Origin of the sequence: Neptuniibacter sp. 2_MG-2023, from assembly GCF_030547495.1 — a bacterium.
Taxonomy (GTDB): Bacteria; Pseudomonadota; Gammaproteobacteria; order Pseudomonadales; family Balneatricaceae; genus Neptuniibacter.
On the sequence record NZ_JAUOQC010000001.1, the window covers coordinates 166,489 to 188,852 of the forward strand.

The window sequence follows — 22,364 nt, forward strand, 5'->3', positions numbered from 1 at the left end:
GTTAGGATCACTGAGCCTAAAGAGGCATTTAGACTGAATAAGTGAGCGAGGGCTCAGAGTTATTCTCAATATAAGCTTTATATTGATCGCCTCCAGCTTCACTGGCTAGCGCTAGCTGCTGCTTAGTTACATCAAATAAACGCTCAGCCGTTAACAGACGGGTCGGTTGCAGTGTCACAACACCTAAACTTACCGTGACGCATAAGTCCTGCGCCTCTGACTCATTTGGCAGCGCCAATGTCCTTACCGCTAGAGAGCAACGTTCAGCTAGCTGAACAACCAGCTCATTGGTCGATGGTAAAATAAATCCAAACTGACTGTCATCGACACGGGCCAATATATCTCCCGGCCGACTCACACAGCTCTTTAAGGTCTCAGAGATACGCTGAACCAAAATATCCGCAGCATCAACACCATAATGATCACGGTAGCGAGTAAAATCGTCAATGCGCAATAAAATCATAGATAAAGGAGAGAACTCACGTACCGCTCTGCGACATTCAATATCTAAAGTTTCATCAAAGTGGGTACGGTTCACTAAGCCAGTAAGAGGATCATTCCATGATGTGTCTATCATCTGCTCTGATAGAATCTCCTGCTCATCTTTCAGTCTTGTTAGCTGCAAACCAAGTCGCTTAAGGTAAGAGGCTAAGAGTAAAGATAACAATAAGCCGGTTAGTAGAAACAACACAGAGGTATAGTTCATTTTTGCAGCAAGATAAGACTCTGTAGCCGCAAAACTCAAAGTAAGTTCAGTGCCATCCGGTAAAGTGATGACTTTATCTATGATCGAGTCTTCTGCAACAATTCCTTGTCCCATAGAGAAAATAGGCTTATCAGACTCCGCCGTCGAAGAAAAAAGATGAACGACCAACTCATTCTGCAAACTATTTTCAAGACTTGTTTTCATCACTTTTTCCACATCCAGAAGACCCAGCATGCGCTGCTGATCTTGGCCTGTAGACACGACCAATACAGGCTTTTCAGCTAACTGGATAACTTGAGTTACGGCCATATCACTCTTAAAAATATCCACTAAGACCTGCTCTACATGCCCTGTAGCTAAATCACTCTCTGAAACAGTAAAAAGAGTGGGACTCAGCTGCCCTTCAGGCAACCAGAGTAATGCCTCTATTCCTTGGCTAGAATTAACTATACGCCGCGCAGCAACACTTAAATCAACACTATTCTCTTCAGCCGCCAGATCAAAATAAGCCTGTAAAGATTCCATACCATAATAGGTGTAGGTAAGTTTTTGCTCAAAAAGTGCTACATCTTCTGCAATCTGGACATAAAAGCTCTGAATAACTGTATCCCTTTCCTGTTTAAACATATAAAGGAAGATAAGTAGGGAAAACAACGCACCACAAAGGGCGAAAGCAACAGCGACATCAATCCGTTTTTTCGCTTTACCAGTAGCAGACATGGTAGATGTGGGCTTACTTGAGGTAGGCGTCTCGTCTGAAACAGACATTAAAAAGCTCCGATGAATCAATCAGTAAGGTTCAGTAAACCTCGTTATTATTGCTACGATAGTTCACCCGAACTGTTTTTTCCAGCATTTCCGTGAGATAGCGACGGGGTCTGATATAGTGAACCCCTTAATTTAAGCGTTACAGGTTATCCGTGAGTAAATCAGCTAAAAAAATCGCCATCTTTGTTGATGTACAAAACATCTATTACACCACCCGTCAGGCGTTTGGTTGCCCTTTTAATTTTCGTAAATTCTGGAAGATTATTAGCCAAGAGGGTGAGATCACTCACGCCTTCGCCTATGCGATTGAAAGTAACAATGATGGTCAGCGTAAGTTCCAAGATGCACTACGTCACATAGGCTTTGATGTAAAACTCAAACCCTTTATCCAACGTAAAGACGGCTCCGCCAAAGGCGATTGGGATGTAGGTATTACCATTGATGTGATGGAGCATTCAGCCGACGTAGACACCGTCATTTTACTCTCAGGAGATGGTGACTTTGACTTGTTATTAAAAAAGGTGCGTGAAAAATACCATGTCACAACTGAAGTGTATGCCGTACAAGCACTCACGGCTAAATCACTGATTAATGCCGCCGACATTTATAAACCAATATTGCCGCAGCTATTAATCTGTTAAAACAAAAAACGCTAAGCGGCTAAATTTTTTGTTGACCCAATAAAGGCTCCGCTGACATACTCCGTTAACTATGAATACTCAAAGCAATCTCCCAACAGGCCCTATTCAGCCAGCCAACAATACACTACGACGTCGTGTATCCATTGCCTGTGCCTTACTGGGTGTTGCTGACCGACGACGCTAAATAACCTAAAGCGTATCACCCTTTAAGAAACCGCAGGCTAACCCCCGCGGTTTTTTTGTGCCCTAAAGAACCTCAATTCTATTTGCATCGAGCTAACAAGCGGATGAAAAACTTGATTAACCATTAAGGAAAAAACCATGTCTACACCTATAGACCCAACACTCGCTATACAGAAAGAACATTTAATGCCCATCACCCCAAGACCTGACATCTGCTTTACTAAGGGCAAAGGCCATTATTTATACGATCAATCAGGCAAAGCCTATTTAGATCTTATGCAAGGCTGGGCAGTTAATACCTTGGGCCATAGCCCTGATGTGATTCAAAAAGCACTGTTAGACCAATCAGCTCAGTTAATTAACCCTGGCCCCGCCTTTTTTAATAAACCAATGATCAATCTTGCGGCCACTTTATGCGCTCACTCCGTATTCGATCAGGTCTTTTTTGCCAACAGCGGCGCAGAAGCGAATGAAGGCGCAATAAAGCTCGCTAGAAAATGGGGACAAAAAAATAAATCAGGTGCATTTAAAATCATCACCTTCGCACAGAGCTTTCATGGCAGAACTTTAGCCACTATGTCCGCCACAGGGAAAGACGCCTTTGCGCCACTTTTTGAACCTAAAGTGAGCGGCTTTACTAAAGTTCCTTTTAACCAATTGGCGGCGACCGAACAGGCGATAGATAAGCAAACCGTCGCCATCATGCTAGAACTAATTCAAGGTGAAGCCGGTGTTATCAGCGCAGATAGTGAATTTGTGTTAGGCCTTGCAGCCCTATGTAAACAACATAATCTATTACTGATTATCGATGAAGTACAAACCGGCATCGCCAGAACAGGCAGCCTATTCGCTTACCAGCAGTTTGATATACAGCCGGATATTATGACCTTAGGTAAAGGACTTGGCGGCGGTGTACCTATCTCCGCGTTACTCGCTACTAAACAGGTAAGCTGTTTTGATTATGGCGATCAGGGTGGTACGTTTAATGGTAATCCTCTGATGTGTTCGGTTGCTAATGCGGTACTCTCATCAGTATTGGAACCACAGTTTATGCCGCACATAGAGAAGATAGGTATTTACTTCCAACAACAGCTAAAAGCCCTCAGTGCAAAATTTGGCTTGGGGGAAGTAAGAGGCAAAGGCCTTTTGTTAGCCTTAGAAACACAGAGCTATTCCGCCCCAGACTTAGTTGAACAAGCACGGGAACAGGGCCTATTAATCAATGCACCCAAAGAGCATACACTCAGATTTATGCCTGCCCTTAATATAACTGAAGCAGAAGTAGACAGATGCATCGCCTGTTTAACCCAGCTATTGGAGTCGAGCAAAAACGTTCATCCTCTTAGCCTAAGCCATTAACGGCTATATGTGAGCGCCCCACTCTACTATATAATCCCTACAGATTAAGAGCCGAGGCGCCATGCTCTCGTTCAATACCATTAGCTAATAACATACGACAAGAGGCATAGGATGCTATTAAAGAATCTGCAAGGGGGGCAACTACGTTTCGGCGAGGGGCGAATTAGTGGCTATATAGCAGTTACGTTAGCTGCACTTAGTTTACTCGGTGTATTGGCCTTTCATTTCCCCGAATACCTGACCACGCCAGAACTGCGAGCAGCCTACGATGTAGAACTTATTCGTATGATTATGTTTATTGCCCTAATCATATCCGGTAGTTTAGGTCTGCTTAACTTTGTCCGTAACACTAATAAACGGGCAGGTTTAGTGGCATGGTCTCTGATTACTATCGCTATCGCGTTAGGTGGGCATCGTGTCGAGGTCTCTGACTTTGAACAAAGTAGCGCTTACTTAGGGCTAGATTGGTTTATTCTGGATCTTCTTGGCTCCACACTGATCTTCATCTTTATAGAGAAGATCATTCCCCACCGAAAACAAGCGATCCTAAGACCTGAATGGCAAACCGATCTACACCACTTCTTTGTAAATCACCTGATTGTTGGCTTTGTTCTACTTGCAGCCAATCAGTTTGTCTCCAACGCATTTGGCTGGGCCGTTGAACGGGGCTCCCAAGAATGGGTACAGAACTTTAGTTGGTTTAGCCAACTATTATTGGTGTTGTTGGTGGCCGATCTTGTCCAATATGCACTGCACCGCGTTTACCACGAAGTGCCTTTTTTCTGGCGTTTCCATGCGATTCACCACAGTGCGAAAACGATGGATTGGCTCGCAGGTTCCCGTCAGCATATTGCCGAACTCACCTTAACCCGCTGTGGCGTACTCGCCCCGATCTTTATCTTAGGTTTTGATAAAAGCGTTATCGATGCCTATATCATCATCGTGGGCTTCCAAGCCGTGCTAAACCACACCAATGCGCAGATAAAATTTGGCTGGCTGAAATATATTATCGTCACCCCTCAGTTTCACCACTGGCACCACTCATCCGATAAAGCAGCCATTGATCGCAACTATGCCGCACACTTTGCCTTTATTGATTACCTTTTCGGCACCGCCGTACGGGGACAAAACGAGTGGCCTGAAGCCTATGGGGTGGTAGGTGACTACGTACCAGAAGGTTGGATAAAGCAGCAGGCGTTCCCGCTTAAAGTAAAAAGTTAACCGACACTAAAACAACTAAACCGATGATCGCTCATCGGTTTAGTTTTTATGATCGATCAAGTCAGCGAACTAACACACTCAGTCAATTTCTGACATTTATCTAGTGATTAGAACTAACCCTCTATTATGTGAAACGGAGAAAAAGGCCGTTTCTTTGCTTAGCGCTTGTCTCTATTTAATTTATAACAACCCATACTGATATAAATTTTTAGGCATGGGTTTACCTGCCAAGTGCTCATATAGCTCTAAAACTCCAAGATCCATTTCTTTTCTTTTTTCTTTTGCATACTCACAAAAACCATTAAAAAGAAATTCTTTCCCCGGAATAGTCAGGTACTCGATGTAAGACTCAATTAAATAATCGAGTTCATGAATAAAGCCATACCCACTCTTAACTATTTTGTATTCATCAAGGCTAAGCTCCGCTAAAACAGGTAGTGATCTTGTACATTCATCAAAAAATGCACGATAAATATGCTTACCAGCAACGACCGTACCCTCTGAATTAACTCGTTGATATTTAAGTTCGCCAGTAACTAAAGATACAATCCGCTCATCTTCATCAGGTAGAACCTCGGACCTTTCAGAAAAAGAAATTGCCGAATAAAAATTTTTTAATGCTTTATAGTTCTGAAAGACTTCATATTTTAGTAACTCTTTAATAGCGTTTATCTTTCTTTGCTTTGCTTTCCGCTTTCGATATATCTCAATAGACTCTTTCAAAACAAACAGCAAGATTGCAAAGATAACCGTAACTGGGATAAGTTCCATTTTTGATGCCTAACATGTAAATACATAACAATTCTTCGTGAACAACACGCCACTTTAACGTATCTTTCCACGCTCTATTTTAGAGCACCTTACAATCAACAGTGATATTGGGATCTATTAGACCTAAACCTAAGTATCTCCGATAAAAAAGACGCCCTTCGTGCTTATACAGTGCTTAAAAAACAATGAGTCCATCCATCTACAAGCCATATCTGAGGGAACCTTTGATTCTCCTTGGTATTTTTATACTGCCATAGGGTTAAAATCCTGTGTAGCCCTTTTCCTCTTTCTCCTGATTTTAAGCCGCTCTTAAATACGTTGATTGATACCTTATCGATTAAAAAGCTGCTCTACCGTTTTCATCGGCAAATACATTCGCACATGTCCGTTATGCTCACATAGCCTTTTAAAGCCAAACATTGCGTAAAAGGCTTGCGCAGAATCGGTCAGACAATCGACAACAATAGCATAAGCCCTCATATGGTGATTAACATCCCATAGGTACTTTAGCGCACGGATCAGGCTAACCTTTCCTAAACCTTCCCCCTGAAACTCTTTGTGTACGGCAAGTTGCGCTAGTAGAAATACAGGAATTGGATATCGAGGGAGTTTATTTGCTATCTGGACAGGCAAGGTTTCACGACTAATCGAGCTAGGCGCGACCGTATAAAATGCACAAATCGCGTATTTCTGATTAGGCAGCGGTAAAGCACTAGGCAGCACCATGGTACGACTGATACTCGCTTGCATGTGCTTAACGGCTTGTGTTTTTATGAAGCTATTTAACTTTTCTTCGCCGCAATCAAACGGATTACGGTCATGTTCCGATTTACTCAGCTCAACGAAGGTTTTACCCCACCTCACTTGATACCGCTCTCATCTGCAAGCTTTGCTGCATCAAGCAATACCTGATTGGGTGCGTTAGCCTTATCACAGGCTGCCATAAATTCGTCAAAGATGCTGTCTGTAACAACCATACTTTCGTGCGCTTCAATTACGTGAGTTGCATCCTCATCCATTACCCTAACAACATACTCAGTCAAACTCTTTAAACCAAGTAACGCTGAGGCTTTTTCTGCTTTTGCCTTAATCTCTTCATCAAGACGAATATCTAAACGTGCCGTTGCCATACGCCCTCCAATGTACGGAATATATCCGTACATATTAAAATTATACTGCACTTGCTGAATCAACTCAATTTGTACGGATAATAGCCGGATAAGCATCAGATATAACCTATGGATACGCAGCCTCCCTCTTTCCTTGATTCGGTGACATAAAAAAACCCGCTTTAACTAGAAAGCGGGTTTTAAGATCCTGATTAGCGGTAACGCGGGCTGTTTTAGCTGTGTATCACTACAACGCTTCACTACTTTAGGCGACTTGTTCCGTACCTTGCATACTAGGTGCGACCTTAATGGCTTGCCGGCTAAAAGCGGTTAACATCGCTTGTAGCGCAGCAGCCGAGGTGTCTTCATTGGTTGCAACGGCGTACTCTAGCGCACCATTGATAGCAACACAGATAGAAGCTAAAGCTTGGGCATCCGTACCGGCGCCGATTGAGTGCTCATCAAAATGGCTGACTTCAATCTCACATTGGTACTGCTTGGCCAAGGCATCACACAATGCTTCTAGGGCGCCAGCTCCTTTACCTGAGAATTGGGCCTCACCAATACTAAACTGTGCACTCACTTGGTTTGAGTCTGTATGCAGCTCATAGTCATTTAGTTGCCATTGAGCAGGTACGCTGACAAGGCTTTGCTCATAAATAGTTTTAATGGTCGCCGCAGATAGCTCCACCCCTTGGGTTTCAGCTGCCTGCTGTACCTGCTGACTCAAAGGTGCATGCATCCATTTAGGTAGCTCAATACCAAAATCCCGTTCCAAAACAAGGGCGACACCGCCTTTACCGCTTTGGCTGTTAATACGAATAACCGCTTCATATTCACGACCAATATCCCGTGGATCGATCGGTAGATACGCTACATTCCAATGGGCTTGTTGATGCTCGGTATGGTAGTTAACTGATTTTCTAATCGCGTCTTGATGACTGCCGGAAAATGCAGTGTAGACCAACTCGCCCGCCCAAGGGTGACGTGCAGCAACCGGTAGCTCAGTACAGTATTCCACCACATCAATAATCTCGGGAATATTGGAAAAGTCTAACTCAGGATCGACACCTTGAGAGTACAAGTTCATCCCCATGGTCACTATATCCATATTGCCGGTACGTTCACCGTTACCAATTAAGGTACCTTCAACTCGATCTGCACCCGCCATCACACCCAACTCGGCCGCTGCAACGCCGCAGCCACGGTCGTTATGGGTATGCAAACTGATACGAACCTGATCCCGCTGCTTAAGGTGACGACAGAAATACTCGATCTGATCGGCATAAACATTAGGCGATGACATCTCGACCGTTGCCGGTAGGTTGATGACAATCTTTTGGCCGTTTTCAGGTGTCCATTCAGCGATCACCGCATCACAAACTTCTATAGCGTAATCAATCTCGGTTCCGGTAAAGCTTTCAGGTGAGTATTGAAACTCCCATTCAGTTGCAGGGTATTGAGCCGCATAGTCGCGAACCCAACACGCTCCTTGAGTCGCTATAGTTTTTATTTCGTCACGGCTCATATTAAAAACTTGTTCACGCTGAACAATAGATGTGGAGTTATACACATGCACATTGGCGCGTTTCACACCCTCTAGGGACTCAAAGGTACGTTTAATCAATCCTTCTCGTGCTTGAGTCAATACCTGTATGGTTACATCATCAGGGATGCGGTTCTCTTCGATCAATTTACGGACAAAATCAAAATCCGGCTGAGAGGCTGAAGGGAAACCTACTTCGATCTCTTTGAAACCTAGTTTCACCAACAAGGTGAACATGCGGGTTTTCTGCACAACTGACATAGGATTTACCAGTGCTTGATTACCATCACGCAGATCTACACTACACCAGTCAGGTGCTTTATTGATCTCTTGATCCGGCCAAGTACGGTCAGTTAAGCGGACGGTTTCAAAACGGCGATATTTTTTATGGTCAAACATAAGGTTTACCTATAGCTCAGTAATACACAATTTTTTATATGGATAAAAACAATCTGTAAAACCTGCTGTCGGGTACTCTTGGCGAATATGACAGCAGGAAATTTTTCAGTTATCTGCTTTTGACACTAAGGGTTAGTTCGATAAAACTATTCTGGGCTGGATGCGCTCACTTATGATGATTGCCCCCTCACATACGGATTAATATGTGATTTTCAACCTAACAACCTGTTCTCACTTAGGTGTAACAAGCCCCTTAACCGATAGAGATAAGTTTATAGCGCACCCTGCGCAATTACCGATCTTATTCATTATATTTTTACCTGTTTGCGCAATTAATAAAAAGAAAATACACTAAACCTATACATTTTATTGCCAGACTATTAAAAACTATGAAAACTTCCTTCTCGCTTGACCGTTTTGACTTAAAAATATTGCACGAGCTACAAGCTAATGGGGAGCTATCCAATCAGGATTTAGCCGAGCGGGTAGGATTAACCGCTGCGCCCTGCTCCCGACGGGTAAAAGCTCTAGAGGAAGCAGGCGTTATTCGTGATCGTGTTGTACGTTTAAATGAACGCTCAGTAGGACTTAATCTATTTGTCATACTGCATATCAGTATGGATAAACATATTCCTGAGCGGTTTGAGGAGTTTGAGCGCACTATACAGTCACTCCCTGAAGTGATGGAGTGTTATCTAATCACCGGACATGATGCGGATTACCAACTTAAAATAGCGGTGCCCGATATGGATAGGTATCAAGATATTTTATTAGGTAAAATAACCCGTATTCAGGGAGTAACAGGGGTTAAATCTGCATTTATTATGCGTAAAGTGGTCGATAGTACAGCGATGCCACTTAAGTATGTTTAATGATAAATCACATAATAAACGGATCAAAATAAATCCTCTTCGATCCGTTTTTTTCTAATAGCCATCTCTAACAGTTATTGAGAGACGTAGATCTGTAGGCTTTCATCTAAGTTAAATTCAATTTCACGAATACGGTTAATAGAAACCTCATCCAATACCTGCTCTGAACTGAGTAACATTATCCCCTCATCACTGATCAGATCTCGCGTTAAACGCATCCCTTTTGTAAGCTGATCACTATGTATACACTTATCGTTAATGGCATCGCCTGTATCGCTTAACGCTTGGATCGACTCCATTAAAATTGTCACTATGGATTGGTTATAACGTTCTGCCGCTATTGTTTGTAAGTAGTTAATCGCTTCCGTTGTACTGTACTGGCGCTCATCATAAAAGCCATACATCAACTCAACATAATCATTAACAACCGCTAAAATTTGCGCTCGGTAACTAATTTCTTCCCCTTTAAGCTTTTTCGGGTAACCGCTGCCATCAAGGTATTCCTTATGCTGAGAAACTATCTTTCCAGCGGGATAGAGAGGTTTAACCATTAGCGTTGCCGCTTGCGCTAACAGGGGATGGGTTTGAAATACACGCTGCTGCTCAGCGTCTAATTTTAGATAAGGGACTTTGATTAAATCGTCGGAAAAGCTTAGTTTCCCTATTTGGCGTAGCTGCCATGCAAAATAGAGCTGTTTTAATTCTCCCCCTTCTATACCTGCTTTTTTAGCAACTGAGACAAAAATTAAATTGAGCTTTTGGTTGTTGCTCGATGCTTTAATACCTAAACGTCTCGTTGTTAATGTTGAAAACATTCTCACAACGGAACGGTAACTATTTTTAAGACTTTGGTTCGCAACTTTAAGCTGCTCGGTACGTGCCTGAACCTTTAAATCCAATGATTGATTTAACGCCTGTAACTCCAGATTTTTTTGTTGTGTCTCGGCACTTAACCGCGCATTTTCTTTTTTAAGCTGGGCAAGTTCAAAGCTTTTCTTAACCATGTTAAGCACATCTTTATCTTCCCAAGGTTTAGAGATAAAGCGGCTTACTTGGCCTTTATTGATAGCATCAATGGTTGCTTGAACATCCGCATAACCACTGATCACTACACGTTCACAGTTGGGAAACTTTTCGGCGACCTGTTCTAAAAAACATTCACCGGCCATCTCCGGCATACGCATATCACTAATCACTATATCAACAGGCTGTTTTTCCAGTATAGCTAAAGCATCTATAGCGGAAACTGTTGTAATTACATGGCATTTTAATACACGTAACAATCGCTCAAATGCGGTTAAAACTGAGGCTTCATCATCAACGATAAGGACTGTATTATCAGGATATTCCATTGTTATTCATCCCTATTTGACCGTTTTATGCTGACACAACCGAATCATCCTCTTCATTAGGAGGCTCAGTAACTATCGGCAATATAATAGTAAAGCAGGTTCCTTTACCCTCTTCACTTTGCACATTAATTTCACCGTGGTGATCATCCACAATAATGCCGTAGGAGATTGCTAAACCTAGGCCTGTTCCTTCACCAACTTTTTTGGTTGTATAAAAGGGATCAAATAATTTATTGATCTCATCTTCAGCTATACCACAACCATCATCTTTTATGCGTATCTCGATATGATCTTCAACCACATTGCTAGATATATCAATAACACCCTGTCCCTGAATCGCATGTCCAGCATTTAAAATAATATTGAGTAACACTTGTTTTATCTGGCTAGGTAAACAATATATTTGGGGGATATCTGATAGGGAGGTCGAGATAGTGCAGTGGTATTTCAGTTCATTATTGACCACTTTAAGGGTACTCGTAATGCACTCATTAATATCAGCTAACTGCATACGCCCCGTTTGATCTGTATGGGAAAATGCTTTTAAACCTTTTACAATCTCTTTAACTCGAACTGAGCCTTCGTGGGTATCTTTTAACAGATCATCAAGATCCTCATTCATAAACTCAAGATCTATGCTTTTAATTAAATCTTGGATCTTATTTAGCTGCTCTTCACGCTCAGCGGTGTCGTTAATTTCCAGTAAGCGCTGATATTCAGTGACTAAGGCACGATAGTTATGCGCATAGATATCTAAGGTTGATAAATTACTAATAACAAAGCCTAGGGGATTGTTAATTTCATGGGCAACACCGGCTGATAACACACCAATTGACGCCATTTTTTCTGACTGAATAAGCTGTGTCTGGGCTGATTTTATTTCACTGTTGGCTTTTTCTAACGCTTCAGTTCTACGTTTAACTCTATCTTCTAAGGAGCGGTTAAATTCACTTAATTCCGCTTCAAATTGATCTCGACGTAAGCTGGCATCTTTTAGATCAGATGCCATAGAGTTGAATGCATGTGCCACATCGGCGATCTCGTCGCGGCCATTAATCGGTATTTTAATCGCTAAATCACCTTTTGAAATCGATCGAGCGGCAGCCCTTAAATATTTAAGCTGGCTTGTTAAGTAGGTACCCAACATCGAAGAAAATAGCGCTACAAATAACATCCCAACAGCAGCAATAGTTGCACTTCTATTAGTCGCTTCGTCAATAATGGTAGAAAGGCTATCGGTATCAATACCAATCTCTACTCTTCCATAAACGACGCCACCTTCACTAATCTCTGCATAAGTATCAAAGATCGAGTCGTTGACCTTTTCAACATCTGTATCTAAAACAAATGGGCGGCTCAAAATATTAGCCTCACCATCCTCAGCAAATAATTGATTATCGGGACCTAAGACACGTGCATAGACTAAATCTGAGTTTTTCATAACCTCACTAACAAAGGCATCTAAGGAGGCTAAGTCATAACTTAAAACGGCATTGGCGGCAGTTGTAGCAAACAAGGTCGCTGTTGTTGAAGCGCGCTTGGAAAGGCTTTCGTAGTTAGTTGTTCTAAGATAATGTAACGTCATAGAGACTAAAAGCAGGAGTAAAACCGCTTGGATTATCGCTATACCTAAAATGGTTTTCAGTCGTAATGACACAAAATTTCTCTCTTAGACAAAGATCACTACAATAAATGTTCTAGTAGCTTAATATTTAAGTCTCGCACATCATCCCAATCTTTATTTTCTGCGCGCTCTAATCCTTTGAAATGAATCGCTTTTAATAACGCTTCTCCCTCTGGATTTTGGTCCATATCAATTAATGCTTGTTGGATCTTTTGCCTTAAATCAGCATTTACTCTGGGATGAACCGCTATAGCATGAGGGGTGTAACCGGGGGTCGCCCATAACACCCGAAGCTTTTCTCTTACTTCGGGTGCGGTATTATTAAAAGTACGCATAACGCCGCCCCCAGCTAGAAATAAACCTTTAGAAACCGTTAAATAAACCGAATCATGGGATGAAACATATTTAGGTGTTATATCGATCCCCTCCTTCGCCATTTTCGCTCTCGGTAGAACACTCGCAGCGAAGGCAGCTAAAGAAGGAAAGGCAAGAGTAGCCCCTGATAGCTGATCTAGAGATGTTATATCACTCTCTTTAGCGACAACAACAATCCCTTTAATTTCTCGATCTTGCTGTTTCGCGATCGCCTCATAGCCAGGCTTTTGATGGAACACCGTATAATGATATGGGTTCATATACGCGATATCATATTCCCCTGCCAGCAACCTCTTTTCAAAGGTAGGAATATCTTGAGCGGTGCTAAACAAGACGGTTACCCCTGTTTTTTCGCTCAAATAGCGGCTAATAGGCGTCCATAATTTAGCCAGTTTTTTAGCTGACTGTTGTGGCACTATGCCAAACGTTAATGTTTCTGCAGTAACGAACGACGAACTGATCACAAGATATAAGAATAAGCAGAATAACCGCCCTTTCATACATGACTCTCCAGGTATTCAGATAACATCGCTTGCTCTATAAGTTTAGGGTCAAGCTCATCAAACAACGATTCCAGTGGCTGATTATTATTCTCTGCATCAACCAAAGCCTTAGCGATATGTAACTGATAAAGCACTACATCATCACTGCCTGATGCTTCAGGGTTTGATTGGTAACGAAGCGTATCAACAATCAATTGTTCAAAACCCCATAGCCGGAGCAGAAAACTACCAACCAACTCGAATGAAGCGTTAACCTCTCTACCCGAAATAACTAATGCTCCGATGTTATGCAGTAAACCAGTAAAATAAGCGCGCTCTCTTTGCGCTTTGGGCAATCGAGCGAAGCTTGCCAACTCAATACACTTTTCAGCGACGCGTTCTGAATTTCTGAGTAACTGACTATTTAAATCAGTATCTCCATTTGCAGTATAGATGCTAAAACAGAGCACTAACTTTCTGACCAAGTCATAACCTAAGCGGATAACCGCTTCCCGTGCTGAGTAAACAGGATTAACTGCGCAGAAGAATGCAGAATTGGCTAACTGTAGTATTTTTGATAAGACCGCCACATCATGACTCAGCAGCGTATCTACTTTAGCGGGATCAGGTTCCTCGACTGAATCTAGATACTGGACTAAAGCTTGGTAGTTCGCTGGCAGGAGCGGCAAATTATCAACCTGTCCCATTTCAGCTCGTAGTTTGTCGTCTAGCTGAAATGTTCTTAAGCAAACCGCACGTTCAATCACTTCAACAATTTCATCTAATTCAAACGGTTTAGACAACAACAGGTGAGCTATGCCGGAAGATTGAACCACGGTATCATGGCTAATATCCGCGGAAAGAATCACCCTAACAGCATCGGGGTAATTGGTTTTAACCTGCTTTAGAAAATCAGCACCATCCATCTCCGGCATTTTTTTCTCTACCAGTACAACCCAAGGAAGCGTTTTTGCCATTTGATCTAGTGCTTGACGGGGGGATGCTTCAAAGATCATGGTCCAACCTTTTAACCGCGAGCGTAATGCTCGACGTAAAGCACTAAGAACCTGAGACTGATCATCAATAAAATAAACTGTCGCTTGGCTAATATCCATCACATCAGATCCATGCATTTTTACTATCTCTCCTGATTTCACCTAAGGACAATGAGCCCAAGACTGTGCCTGTAACAATTTTTTAAACTCTTCCGCCACTACTGGACGACTAAAATAATACCCTTGCACTTCATCACAATTCATTTCCTTGAGTTGCTGGAGCTGTTCCAGAGTTTCAACACCTTCAGCAACAACACGCATACCTAAATCATGGGACATGACGATCATATTTTTGACTAAATTTGTTTTTTCAGTCTCTGTCGAGAAATCAGTAATAAATGAACGATCCACTTTTAGCGTATCAACAGGAAGGCGCGTTAAATAGTTTAAGGAAGAGTAACCTGTGCCAAAGTCATCAATAGCAATTTTGACACCTAAAGCTCGAATCTCTTTTAACACATCGATACTGTGCTCAATATCTTGCATCAAAAATGTTTCAGTCACTTCCAGCTCTATATACTCAGGTGATAAACCACTGTCTTGGATAATCTTTTTTACCTTAGTAGCCAAATCATGTTCAACCAGTTGGCGGCCTGAAACATTCACCGACATAATAAAGGCGGGTAATCCCTCCTGCTGCCAAAGAAAGCTTTGAGCAATCGCAGTGGATAAAACCCACTCCCCGATCGGCTCGATTAATCCCGTTAACTCAGCCAGTGGAATAAACCTATCAGGGGAGATCAGCCCTTTTTTGGAGTGATGCCAACGAATAAGTGCTTCAGCACCTAATATCTTACCGTTTACAAGGGATATTTTTGGCTGGTAATACAATGTAAATTCATTACGCTTCAACGCTTGGCACAGTTCACTTTGCAAACTCACCATATCATCACGGTTACCATCCATGCTTTTTTTATAATGAGGATAAACATTAAGCCCCCGATCTTTACTGTAATTTGCAGCTAACTGGGAACCTCGAACAAGCGCCTCCGCAGTTAGGCCATCGTCAGGATAGACCGAATAACCAGCACTAAAGGTCAGTAACAATTCCCGTTCATCAAAGGTTATTAATTGCTTAAAAGGCGATAAGAGCGAGGTAATAAAATCAAACGCGCTCGCCTCGGTAAATACCTCTGGAACAAAAAAAACAAAAGCAGCCCCATTCATTAAGCTAAATTCAACATCCGCCCTGATTTGTTTCTTCAGCAAGGCATGAATGTGGTGTAATAGTTGGTCAGATTTCTGATAGCCGAGGCAATCATTAAAATGCCTAAAATGCCTAATATCTAGATAAACTAGTGAGAAATGAGCCTGGGTTAATATTTTATGGTCAATACTCTCCATGACCGTCATCTTTCCGTAGATTAAATCGGAGCTAGCCCGTGCTACATTGCCAAGGTCGGAAACCACACCCAACTCATCAGAACTAACATCATCGAGAGGCAATATATTCTCTTGGCGCCAATGTTCAAAGGCTTGATCAATCTCTTCTAATAACTGAGCTTCATCCCAAGGTTTTTCTAAAAACTTATAGACAGCCCCACTATTTAAGGCTGCAATGACTGATTGCAGATCTGCATACCCGCTCAGAATAAGCCCTAATGTAGAGGGATATTTTTCTTTAATCTCGATTAAAAGCTCACCGCCAGTTTTATTAGGCATTCGATAATCAGAAAGTACGATGGGAAACGAATGATCTTCAAGAATGGCCAATGCTTCTTCTGGGCCATTTGCAATAGTGACTTTATAACCAGCACGGTGAAAAATCCGCTTTAAGGCTCTTAAAATTGAAGGCTCGTCATCAACTAATAAAAGGGATTTATCCATGGCACAACCTACAGGTAGAAGAAGCGGGTAGTACTCAGTATAACCGTTAAATGCAGCGGTTCTACCCTGATGTGAAGTTTCTAATATAACCTAATCAATAAATATACAGATTATAGAGGCCTAATCTCTCCAATCAGGATAAACAATGGATAGAGATCAAATATTGTCAAAAAAAGATTAACACCGATAAACTTCAGTAAAAGCAGAATCAACATAGCCTGACTCTATCGATAAAAAACAGCTATTATTAAAAACTAATTCACTACCTCTGAGATAAACAGATAAATAACCCAGATCTATATTGAGTAAACGGAGTAGATTATGAAAGGTGTGATTTTTAATGTTCTCGAAGAGATGGTAGTTGAACAATACAGTATGCAAGTGTGGAATGAGATTCTGGAATCACAATCTGTTGATGGTATCTATACCGCGGGTGAAAGCTATCCTGACGAAGAACTTTTCAACCTAGTCAGCTCAATTTCTGACAAAACAGGCATGATGCCTAATACACTTATTGAAGCTTTTGGCATACGTTTATTTAAAGGCCTCGCTACTCGATACCCTTTGTTTATTGAAGCAGAAGATACACTCAAAGGCTTTTTGAAAAGTATTGATAGCGTTATTCATACCGAAGTTCGAAAATTATACGATAATCCAAACCTCCCTGATTTTGAGTACGCTGAGAATACAGATGACACTTTATTAATGCGCTATCGCTCACCGAGAAAGCTCTGCATTCTTGCTGAAGGCCTCATTAGAGGCGCCGCCACTCATTATGATACAGCCATTACTATTGATCACCCTGTCTGCATGCATAAAGGCTCAGACCACTGTGACTTGATATTGAGGTTCATATAATGGGTATACAGGATCAAGAAAACGCTTATAAAGTAGCCTATGAAAGAGAGAAACGTGCACGCCTGAAAGCAGAAGAGCTATTAGAAAATAAATCGCGGGAAATTTTCCTGCAAAATGAACGCTTAAAAGAAAACTTGGATCTGCTACAAAAGCAACAAACCACCATATTACAAAACGAAAAGCTAGCTACACTCGGTACCTTAGCTGCGGGCATGGCCCATGAAATCAATAACCCCCTCGCGTTTGTAAAAAGTAATATAGAGTCCTTAGGGCGATACCATTGTTCATATACTCGGTTAATTTCATTTATACAGAACATCAATGAAGCGCTACCAAGTACAGTACAAGCTGATTTGGAAAAGCTCTTCGAAGAGGAAGATATTGAATTTATTCAAGAAGACCTTCCTGAACTGATGACTGATACAGTTGAGGGATTAACTCGCGTACGCGATATTGTGATGAATTTACGCAGTTTTGCGCGAATACAGTCAACTGGCCGCAGTTCTGCAAATGTAGTAGACGGTATTCTCAGTACCTTAAAGCTACTCAATAGCGAGTTAAAGAACACCGTAGAAGTAAAATTAGATCTTGAGCCGATACCAGAGTTTCCCTGCAACTTAAACGAACTTAACCAGGTTTTTCTAAATTTAATCATCAATGCCAAGCACGCGACAGAAGACAGAGAAAAACCAATAATTGAGATATCTACTCGCACCGCACAATCTGAAATTATTATTGAAATCACGGATAATGGATCAGGTATGAGCGAGGAGGTAGAAAAAGAGATTTTTGTTCCTTTTTATACAACTAAGCCTATAGGCTCAGGCACTGGGATGGGATTAGCCATTGCTTACGGTATTATAAAAGACCACGATGGAGAGATCAGTGTTCACAGCATTGAAGGTCAAGGGACAACATTTACAATTAAGCTACCCACTCATCCATCCGAATCGATCGAATAAGCGTATAAAACTTACTAACCTAATGCATTAAGGTTTTTCAAGGAAACAGGTTCATGCTCAGCAACGCAATTATTAACATCACCAATCTTCGCCTACGTACTTTTATCGGGTTTAATCCCGACGAGATGCAAAAACAGCAGGATGTTGTAATCAATATTGAGATTCAATACCCCGCTAGCAATGGCTTTGCCAACGATGATGTAGAACAAGCCTTAAATTACAAAACAATTACTAAAGATATTATTCAGCATGTGGAAAATGGCCGTTTCTTATTACTTGAGAAGCTGGTTTCTGATGTCTTAGAAATCTGTAGCAACCATCCTTGGACTCGCTACGCTAAAGTCACTATAGACAAACCCCACGCGCTTAGATTTGCCGACTCTGTATCACTTTCACTCGAGTGGCAAAAAGATTAATGTGGCTCAATAAATAGAGGAATAGGCGCATCCATAACAACGGCTATACTTGAGACGATCTCTCTTTCAAGTGCAGTCACCTCGCCATCTTGATAGATACATTTTTTAATACCTGTAATAAGACGAGGTTTAAGGGTGGGATAAGCGTATGACAACGCATTGACCGCCCGAATAAAACGCTCTAACTCACACGCATCTTCAGATAGCAGACTTATATTATATAAGCCCGCTGAGCCAGCCCCTCGATTAAATGCTCTCTGTGCATCGGCTTCCTGTTCATGGCCTTTATGCGCAAGTACCGACAAGACTAATTGGTATTCATCACTCAGTGCTTTAGCCTCTTTGTAACGTGGTTTAGAGGCCTTAACCGGTTCAAACTCACCCGCTAAATAATGGCGTACAAGTTGATATAAACACCACTCAAAGAGATCAGTCTTCGCATCGGCTCTAATCAGTAGCAATAAAGTATGCTTGAACCTTTTATATTGCTCCTGCGACATACACTTCAGGGCCGGTAGCAATAATTCAATTAAAGGTAAACGAGCACTAATATCTAAATGTTCAACGACAGGGTAAAGCTGACGCATTAATGGCTCAATTCCCTTAATTCCGCTTTGCGCTATAACCTGCCACTGCTTCTCTTGCAGAGAGGGTTCTATATGAGTAATCAATAAATAACATACAGCAATGGCGCCAAAAGGATCATGAGCTTGTTCATGTAATAGGGCAGGAATACCATCGATCTCTCGCCTGATCTGATCTAAATCAGCACTTCCAGAAAAGAGCACTTCTGGATCTATACCCGAGGTAACGGCAGCACCAGTAATAATCGCCTGAGAAAAAGCCTCACGCTTTTCTGCTTGAGTTAGCTTCTCCTCTTCCTTTTTACGTTCACGTGTAACCGTACTTCGATAAAGATAATTACCGTCCCAATCGGGATCGACTTTTAAAATCCTATCCACTAACGGTGGATGAGTCGCCATCATGTTGCTCAGCTTGCTAATCGCTTGACCAAAAAACAGATGGCTGACTTCACTGCGATGGCTATCATTGATCTCTGTACCGCTACTATAACCACCGATCAACTTTAAGGCATTAGCTATACCCTCAGGATTACGGGTAAATTGAACAGCACTGGCATCGGCTAAAAACTCTCGCTGACGGCTAACAGCTGCACGAATAAGATTACCGAAAAAGGTGCCTAGCCAACCAATCACTAGTAACGCAATTCCCAGTACGGCAACCCGACTATCTGATCGACGACTTCGACTCCCCCTAACCAACAACTCCCCGACTAAACCAATAAAAACAATACCATGCAATAAGGCAATAAGTCGCAGATTGAGTCGCATATCGCCGTTTAGAATATGACTAAATTCATGGGCGATAACACCTTGAAGTTCATCACGTTTAAACTGCTGAACACAGCCTTTAGTCACACCAATGACCGCATCCGCAGGTCCATTACCTGCGGCGAAAGCGTTGATACCTATCTCATGTTCTAACAGGTAAACCGCAGGAACAGGCATACCTGAAGCAAGGGCCATCTCCTCAACTACATTAAGTACTTGTAGGTGATCTGCATCTTCACTATTCGGATAAAGACGGACCCCGCCCAATGATTCAGCAACCGCTTTGCCCCCTGAACTTAATTGAAACCACTTGTATAAAATGGCACAACCAACAGCACCCGCAACAGCTAAACTAACTAGACCAAAAGTATTCCAAGAAAACAGCGCAGCGATAGTTTGAGTATCGGTCTGTGATACAACACTCAATCCCCGCTGCATGGTCTCCTCTTGGGTGACAGACCAGACCACAAGCCCTATTAACAGGTTCGTAAGTACAATTAAGCCAACAACCGCTAATATGAAAAGAAAAACCAGCCAGCCTGTTTGACGCCGAGCCTTATCCTGCTGTGTAAAAAAGTCCATTTATCCCTTACCTAACAAGAATCTCTACTAATCTATTCATAGCAAAGTTGGGCATATTAAAAACTAACTTTAGGCGCAGCTTGGATTTCAACACTATCTTCAAACTCTAAGAGAGAAGCATCTTTAGGGTGACCAAACATGGACGCGAAAAATACAGGCGGGAAAGATTGTCGATAAATATTGTAAGCGGTTACAGCATCATTAAAAGCTTGGCGGGAGAATGCCACACGGTTTTCAGTGGTTGTTAACTCTTCTGAAAGCTGCATCATGTTTTCATTAGCCTTAAGGTCTGGATAATCTTCCATCACTATATTCATGCGCCCTAAAGCGCCCTGTAAGGCATTTTCTGCACCGGATAGCTGCTGTATTGCATCATCAGTCAAGGTGGCTGCTGCACCCTTTAAAAGCGCAGACGCTTCATTTCGCGCATTAATAACAGCTTCGAGCGTCTCTCGCTCATGGCTCATATAACCTTTAGCCGTTTCAACCAAATTTGGTATGAGGTCGTAACGGCGCTTTAACTGAACCTCGATCTGAGAAAAGGCATTTTGATGCCTATTTTTTAAGGTAACAAGCTGGTTATAAATACTTACTACATAAAAGACAGCACCTAGAACTATCACCAAAAAGACAATCGTACCTACTTCCATTATGCAGCTCCTTTGTTATGGATCATGTAAGCTTTCGACTATAAATCAGAATAGTCAGGGAGGAAACCTACTTATTAGCAGCTCTTCCCATCTTCTCTTAATTAACTCCGTTCAATCTGAGCGGCGATATAGAAAAATGCTATGATCTACTGAGGCTCTACTTTCCTTGTTTTCTTCTTTCAGTGATAACCTCCCCACCGACTCCCCAGTTATCGGTATTAACCTCATCAATCACAACAACTGTCGTTGCAGGGTTTTTATTTAATACATCCACTAAAAGCTGAGTTGCACCTTCAATAAGTTGCTTCTTCTGCTCTGCTGTCACAGCTTCATCGGTAATCTTAATATTTACATATGGCATACTTCATACTCCTTGGATAGCTTGATATTTAGCAACAAGCTTAGCGTGCAAGATTCCGCAACACTATAAGATTATAAAGAAGCATCTGTTCACTTTTTTTGAACAAAAAGAATGAACTAACTTTTTAAATAACAGTCTCTTAGTGACTGACTACTTATTTAAAAGCTGACATATGACATCACTTACTCAGAATGAACAGGTTTATCCACGATTTATCTACGTTTTAGACCCAATGTGTAGCTGGTGCTGGGCTTTTAGTGACACAGTGCATGAATTACAACGTAGTTACCCATTTCCTTGGACTTTATTAATGGGCGGCCTTGCTCCAGATAGTAATGAGCCTATGCCCATAGAAATGCAACAAAAGCTGCAATCTATATGGCAGCATATCGAGCAGCAAACAGGCACCCCTTTCAATTACGATTTCTGGTCGAACAACACGCCCAAAAGAAGTACATATGCTAGCTGTAGAGCAGTCATTAGTGCAGAAGAACTTTCACCGGGAAGCGGCTTAGAGATGACTCGCTTAATACAAAACGCTTATTACCTAAATGCAAAAAATCCATCAGAGTTAGATACGTTAATAGAGTTAGCTCAACAACAAGGCCTAGATATTTCCGCGTTTAAAACACTAATGAGTAGCCCAGAGACTCAACGCCAACTTGAAAAACAGATAAATGCCTCCCATAGACTTGGTGCTCAAGGGTTCCCTAGCCTCTTTATTGAAACCAAAGAAGGGATCATCAAAGTACTTAGTTACGGCTACACGGACGCCATCAAGATAAAAAGCAGAATAGATTCGGTGCTAACAGAGGCGAAATAAAATGGGGAAGAGCATTGGAAGGTGTAACAGCGAGACTGAATTGATCAGTCTCGCTGGGCGTGCTACAAAC

General features: G+C 41.9%; 21 protein-coding genes. 8 read left to right on the forward strand and 13 right to left on the reverse strand.

The genetic code is table 11. The features are described from left to right. Nucleotides 1-28: 28 nt before the first annotated feature. A complete protein-coding gene (locus Q4486_RS00780) occupies nt 29-1,474 on the reverse strand; it encodes a diguanylate cyclase (protein ID WP_303517658.1) in 1,446 nt (481 codons plus the stop codon). Between the two features lie 152 nt (nt 1,475-1,626). On the opposite strand from Q4486_RS00780, the gene Q4486_RS00785 reads away from it, so the two are divergent. The 3 genes from Q4486_RS00785 (at nt 1,627) to Q4486_RS00795 (ending at nt 4,878) form a co-directional block, all read left to right on the forward strand. Continuing rightward, the gene (locus Q4486_RS00785) at nt 1,627-2,115 is read left to right on the forward strand and encodes an NYN domain-containing protein (RefSeq protein WP_303416445.1); all 489 of its coding nucleotides are present in this window, start codon (nt 1,627-1,629) and stop codon (nt 2,113-2,115) included. 321 nt (nt 2,116-2,436) lie between these two features. Continuing rightward, nucleotides 2,437-3,657, forward strand: coding sequence for an acetylornithine transaminase (locus Q4486_RS00790; protein ID WP_303517661.1), 1,221 nt, complete (start codon nt 2,437-2,439; stop codon nt 3,655-3,657). Between the two features lie 111 nt (nt 3,658-3,768). Next, nucleotides 3,769-4,878 (forward strand): sterol desaturase family protein, encoded by a 1,110-nt coding sequence (locus tag Q4486_RS00795; protein ID WP_303416443.1) that lies wholly within the window; start codon nt 3,769-3,771, stop codon nt 4,876-4,878. A gap of 180 nt (nt 4,879-5,058) precedes the next feature. On the opposite strand, the gene Q4486_RS00800 is transcribed toward Q4486_RS00795, so the two are convergent. From Q4486_RS00800 to leuA, 4 genes are all read right to left on the reverse strand, one after another. Further along, a complete protein-coding gene (locus Q4486_RS00800; RefSeq protein WP_303517663.1) occupies nt 5,059-5,649 on the reverse strand; it encodes a hypothetical protein in 591 nt (196 codons plus the stop codon). A gap of 330 nt (nt 5,650-5,979) precedes the next feature. Continuing rightward, nucleotides 5,980-6,513: a GNAT family N-acetyltransferase gene (locus tag Q4486_RS00805; RefSeq protein WP_303517664.1), complete on the reverse strand. Its 534-nt coding sequence runs from the start codon at nt 6,511-6,513 to the stop codon at nt 5,980-5,982. Then, a complete protein-coding gene (locus Q4486_RS00810; RefSeq protein ID WP_303517666.1) occupies nt 6,510-6,875 on the reverse strand; it encodes a DUF1778 domain-containing protein in 366 nt (121 codons plus the stop codon). Before Q4486_RS00810 ends, Q4486_RS00805 begins: the two co-directional genes overlap by 4 nt. A 148-nt stretch (nt 6,876-7,023) precedes the next feature. Next, the gene (gene leuA / locus Q4486_RS00815; RefSeq protein WP_303517668.1) at nt 7,024-8,703 is read right to left on the reverse strand and encodes a 2-isopropylmalate synthase; all 1,680 of its coding nucleotides are present in this window, start codon (nt 8,701-8,703) and stop codon (nt 7,024-7,026) included. Between the two features lie 389 nt (nt 8,704-9,092). On the opposite strand from leuA, the gene Q4486_RS00820 reads away from it, so the two are divergent. Beyond that, nucleotides 9,093-9,575 carry an Lrp/AsnC family transcriptional regulator gene (locus Q4486_RS00820; protein WP_067862066.1) on the forward strand — a complete coding sequence of 161 codons (483 nt, stop codon included), beginning with the start codon at nt 9,093-9,095 and terminating at the stop codon, nt 9,573-9,575. Between the two features lie 74 nt (nt 9,576-9,649). Here Q4486_RS00820 and Q4486_RS00825 read toward each other — a convergent pair whose 3' ends face one another. Genes Q4486_RS00825 through Q4486_RS00845 form a run of 5 tightly spaced genes read right to left on the reverse strand, consistent with a single transcriptional unit; the run spans nt 9,650 to nt 16,290 of the window. After that, complete coding sequence (locus Q4486_RS00825; protein ID WP_303517669.1) at nt 9,650-10,927, reverse strand: HD domain-containing phosphohydrolase; 1,278 nt, start codon at nt 10,925-10,927, stop codon at nt 9,650-9,652. A 25-nt stretch (nt 10,928-10,952) separates the two neighbouring features. Beyond that, a complete protein-coding gene (locus Q4486_RS00830) occupies nt 10,953-12,584 on the reverse strand; it encodes an ATP-binding protein (RefSeq protein ID WP_303517670.1) in 1,632 nt (543 codons plus the stop codon). Nucleotides 12,585-12,610: 26 nt separating this feature from the next. Next, nucleotides 12,611-13,426, reverse strand: a complete 816-nt coding sequence (locus Q4486_RS00835) for a phosphate/phosphite/phosphonate ABC transporter substrate-binding protein (protein WP_303416437.1) — start codon at nt 13,424-13,426, stop codon at nt 12,611-12,613. Then, a complete protein-coding gene (locus Q4486_RS00840) occupies nt 13,423-14,541 on the reverse strand; it encodes an HDOD domain-containing protein (protein ID WP_303517672.1) in 1,119 nt (372 codons plus the stop codon). Before Q4486_RS00840 ends, Q4486_RS00835 begins: the two co-directional genes overlap by 4 nt. Before the next feature lie 24 nt (nt 14,542-14,565). Next, the gene (locus Q4486_RS00845; RefSeq protein ID WP_303517673.1) at nt 14,566-16,290 is read right to left on the reverse strand and encodes an EAL domain-containing protein; all 1,725 of its coding nucleotides are present in this window, start codon (nt 16,288-16,290) and stop codon (nt 14,566-14,568) included. 321 nt (nt 16,291-16,611) lie between these two features. Between Q4486_RS00845 and Q4486_RS00850 the strand changes: the two genes are divergently transcribed. From Q4486_RS00850 to folX, 3 genes are read left to right on the forward strand one after another with little or no spacing between them, the layout of a single operon-like run. Then, nucleotides 16,612-17,148 (forward strand): heme NO-binding domain-containing protein, encoded by a 537-nt coding sequence (locus tag Q4486_RS00850; protein ID WP_303416434.1) that lies wholly within the window; start codon nt 16,612-16,614, stop codon nt 17,146-17,148. Beyond that, a complete protein-coding gene (locus tag Q4486_RS00855) occupies nt 17,148-18,110 on the forward strand; it encodes a sensor histidine kinase (RefSeq protein ID WP_303517675.1) in 963 nt (320 codons plus the stop codon). The genes Q4486_RS00850 and Q4486_RS00855 overlap by 1 nt, the downstream gene beginning before the upstream one ends. A 53-nt stretch (nt 18,111-18,163) precedes the next feature. Next, nucleotides 18,164-18,526, forward strand: a complete 363-nt coding sequence (gene folX, locus Q4486_RS00860; RefSeq protein WP_303416432.1) for a dihydroneopterin triphosphate 2'-epimerase — start codon at nt 18,164-18,166, stop codon at nt 18,524-18,526. Here folX and Q4486_RS00865 read toward each other — a convergent pair. The 3 genes from Q4486_RS00865 to Q4486_RS00875 all read right to left on the reverse strand — a co-directional run bounded on the left by Q4486_RS00865 (nt 18,523) and on the right by Q4486_RS00875 (nt 21,471). Continuing rightward, nucleotides 18,523-20,460 carry a M48 family metallopeptidase gene (locus Q4486_RS00865; RefSeq protein WP_303517677.1) on the reverse strand — a complete coding sequence of 646 codons (1,938 nt, stop codon included), beginning with the start codon at nt 20,458-20,460 and terminating at the stop codon, nt 18,523-18,525. The genes folX and Q4486_RS00865 overlap by 4 nt on opposite strands. A gap of 56 nt (nt 20,461-20,516) precedes the next feature. Beyond that, nucleotides 20,517-21,110, reverse strand: coding sequence for a LemA family protein (locus Q4486_RS00870; RefSeq protein ID WP_303416430.1), 594 nt, complete (start codon nt 21,108-21,110; stop codon nt 20,517-20,519). Nucleotides 21,111-21,267: 157 nt separating this feature from the next. Further along, nucleotides 21,268-21,471: a 2-hydroxymuconate tautomerase family protein gene (locus Q4486_RS00875; RefSeq protein ID WP_067862089.1), complete on the reverse strand. Its 204-nt coding sequence runs from the start codon at nt 21,469-21,471 to the stop codon at nt 21,268-21,270. A 172-nt stretch (nt 21,472-21,643) separates the two neighbouring features. On the opposite strand from Q4486_RS00875, the gene Q4486_RS00880 reads away from it, so the two are divergent. Continuing rightward, nucleotides 21,644-22,294, forward strand: coding sequence for a DsbA family protein (locus Q4486_RS00880; RefSeq protein ID WP_303517679.1), 651 nt, complete (start codon nt 21,644-21,646; stop codon nt 22,292-22,294). The last annotated feature ends 70 nt before the right edge of the window (nt 22,295-22,364 follow it).

What these genes read in the sequence shown, in the direction of transcription:
- Q4486_RS00780 (WP_303517658.1), bottom strand. Translation starts at nt 1,474, where the DNA reads ATGTCTGTTTCAGACGAGACGCCTACCTCAAGTAAGCCCACATCTACC.
- Q4486_RS00790 (WP_303517661.1), top strand. Translation starts at nt 2,437, where the DNA reads ATGTCTACACCTATAGACCCAACACTCGCTATACAGAAAGAACATTTA.
- Q4486_RS00795 (WP_303416443.1), top strand. Translation starts at nt 3,769, where the DNA reads ATGCTATTAAAGAATCTGCAAGGGGGGCAACTACGTTTCGGCGAGGGG.
- Q4486_RS00800 (WP_303517663.1), bottom strand. Translation starts at nt 5,649, where the DNA reads ATGGAACTTATCCCAGTTACGGTTATCTTTGCAATCTTGCTGTTTGTT.
- Q4486_RS00810 (WP_303517666.1), bottom strand. Translation starts at nt 6,875, where the DNA reads ATGCTTATCCGGCTATTATCCGTACAAATTGAGTTGATTCAGCAAGTG.
- leuA (WP_303517668.1), bottom strand. Translation starts at nt 8,703, where the DNA reads ATGTTTGACCATAAAAAATATCGCCGTTTTGAAACCGTCCGCTTAACT.
- Q4486_RS00820 (WP_067862066.1), top strand. Translation starts at nt 9,093, where the DNA reads ATGAAAACTTCCTTCTCGCTTGACCGTTTTGACTTAAAAATATTGCAC.
- Q4486_RS00825 (WP_303517669.1), bottom strand. Translation starts at nt 10,927, where the DNA reads ATGGAATATCCTGATAATACAGTCCTTATCGTTGATGATGAAGCCTCA.
- Q4486_RS00835 (WP_303416437.1), bottom strand. Translation starts at nt 13,426, where the DNA reads ATGAAAGGGCGGTTATTCTGCTTATTCTTATATCTTGTGATCAGTTCG.
- Q4486_RS00840 (WP_303517672.1), bottom strand. Translation starts at nt 14,541, where the DNA reads ATGCATGGATCTGATGTGATGGATATTAGCCAAGCGACAGTTTATTTT.
- Q4486_RS00845 (WP_303517673.1), bottom strand. Translation starts at nt 16,290, where the DNA reads ATGGATAAATCCCTTTTATTAGTTGATGACGAGCCTTCAATTTTAAGA.
- Q4486_RS00850 (WP_303416434.1), top strand. Translation starts at nt 16,612, where the DNA reads ATGAAAGGTGTGATTTTTAATGTTCTCGAAGAGATGGTAGTTGAACAA.
- Q4486_RS00855 (WP_303517675.1), top strand. Translation starts at nt 17,148, where the DNA reads ATGGGTATACAGGATCAAGAAAACGCTTATAAAGTAGCCTATGAAAGA.
- folX (WP_303416432.1), top strand. Translation starts at nt 18,164, where the DNA reads ATGCTCAGCAACGCAATTATTAACATCACCAATCTTCGCCTACGTACT.
- Q4486_RS00865 (WP_303517677.1), bottom strand. Translation starts at nt 20,460, where the DNA reads ATGGACTTTTTTACACAGCAGGATAAGGCTCGGCGTCAAACAGGCTGG.
- Q4486_RS00870 (WP_303416430.1), bottom strand. Translation starts at nt 21,110, where the DNA reads ATGGAAGTAGGTACGATTGTCTTTTTGGTGATAGTTCTAGGTGCTGTC.
- Q4486_RS00875 (WP_067862089.1), bottom strand. Translation starts at nt 21,471, where the DNA reads ATGCCATATGTAAATATTAAGATTACCGATGAAGCTGTGACAGCAGAG.
- Q4486_RS00880 (WP_303517679.1), top strand. Translation starts at nt 21,644, where the DNA reads ATGACATCACTTACTCAGAATGAACAGGTTTATCCACGATTTATCTAC.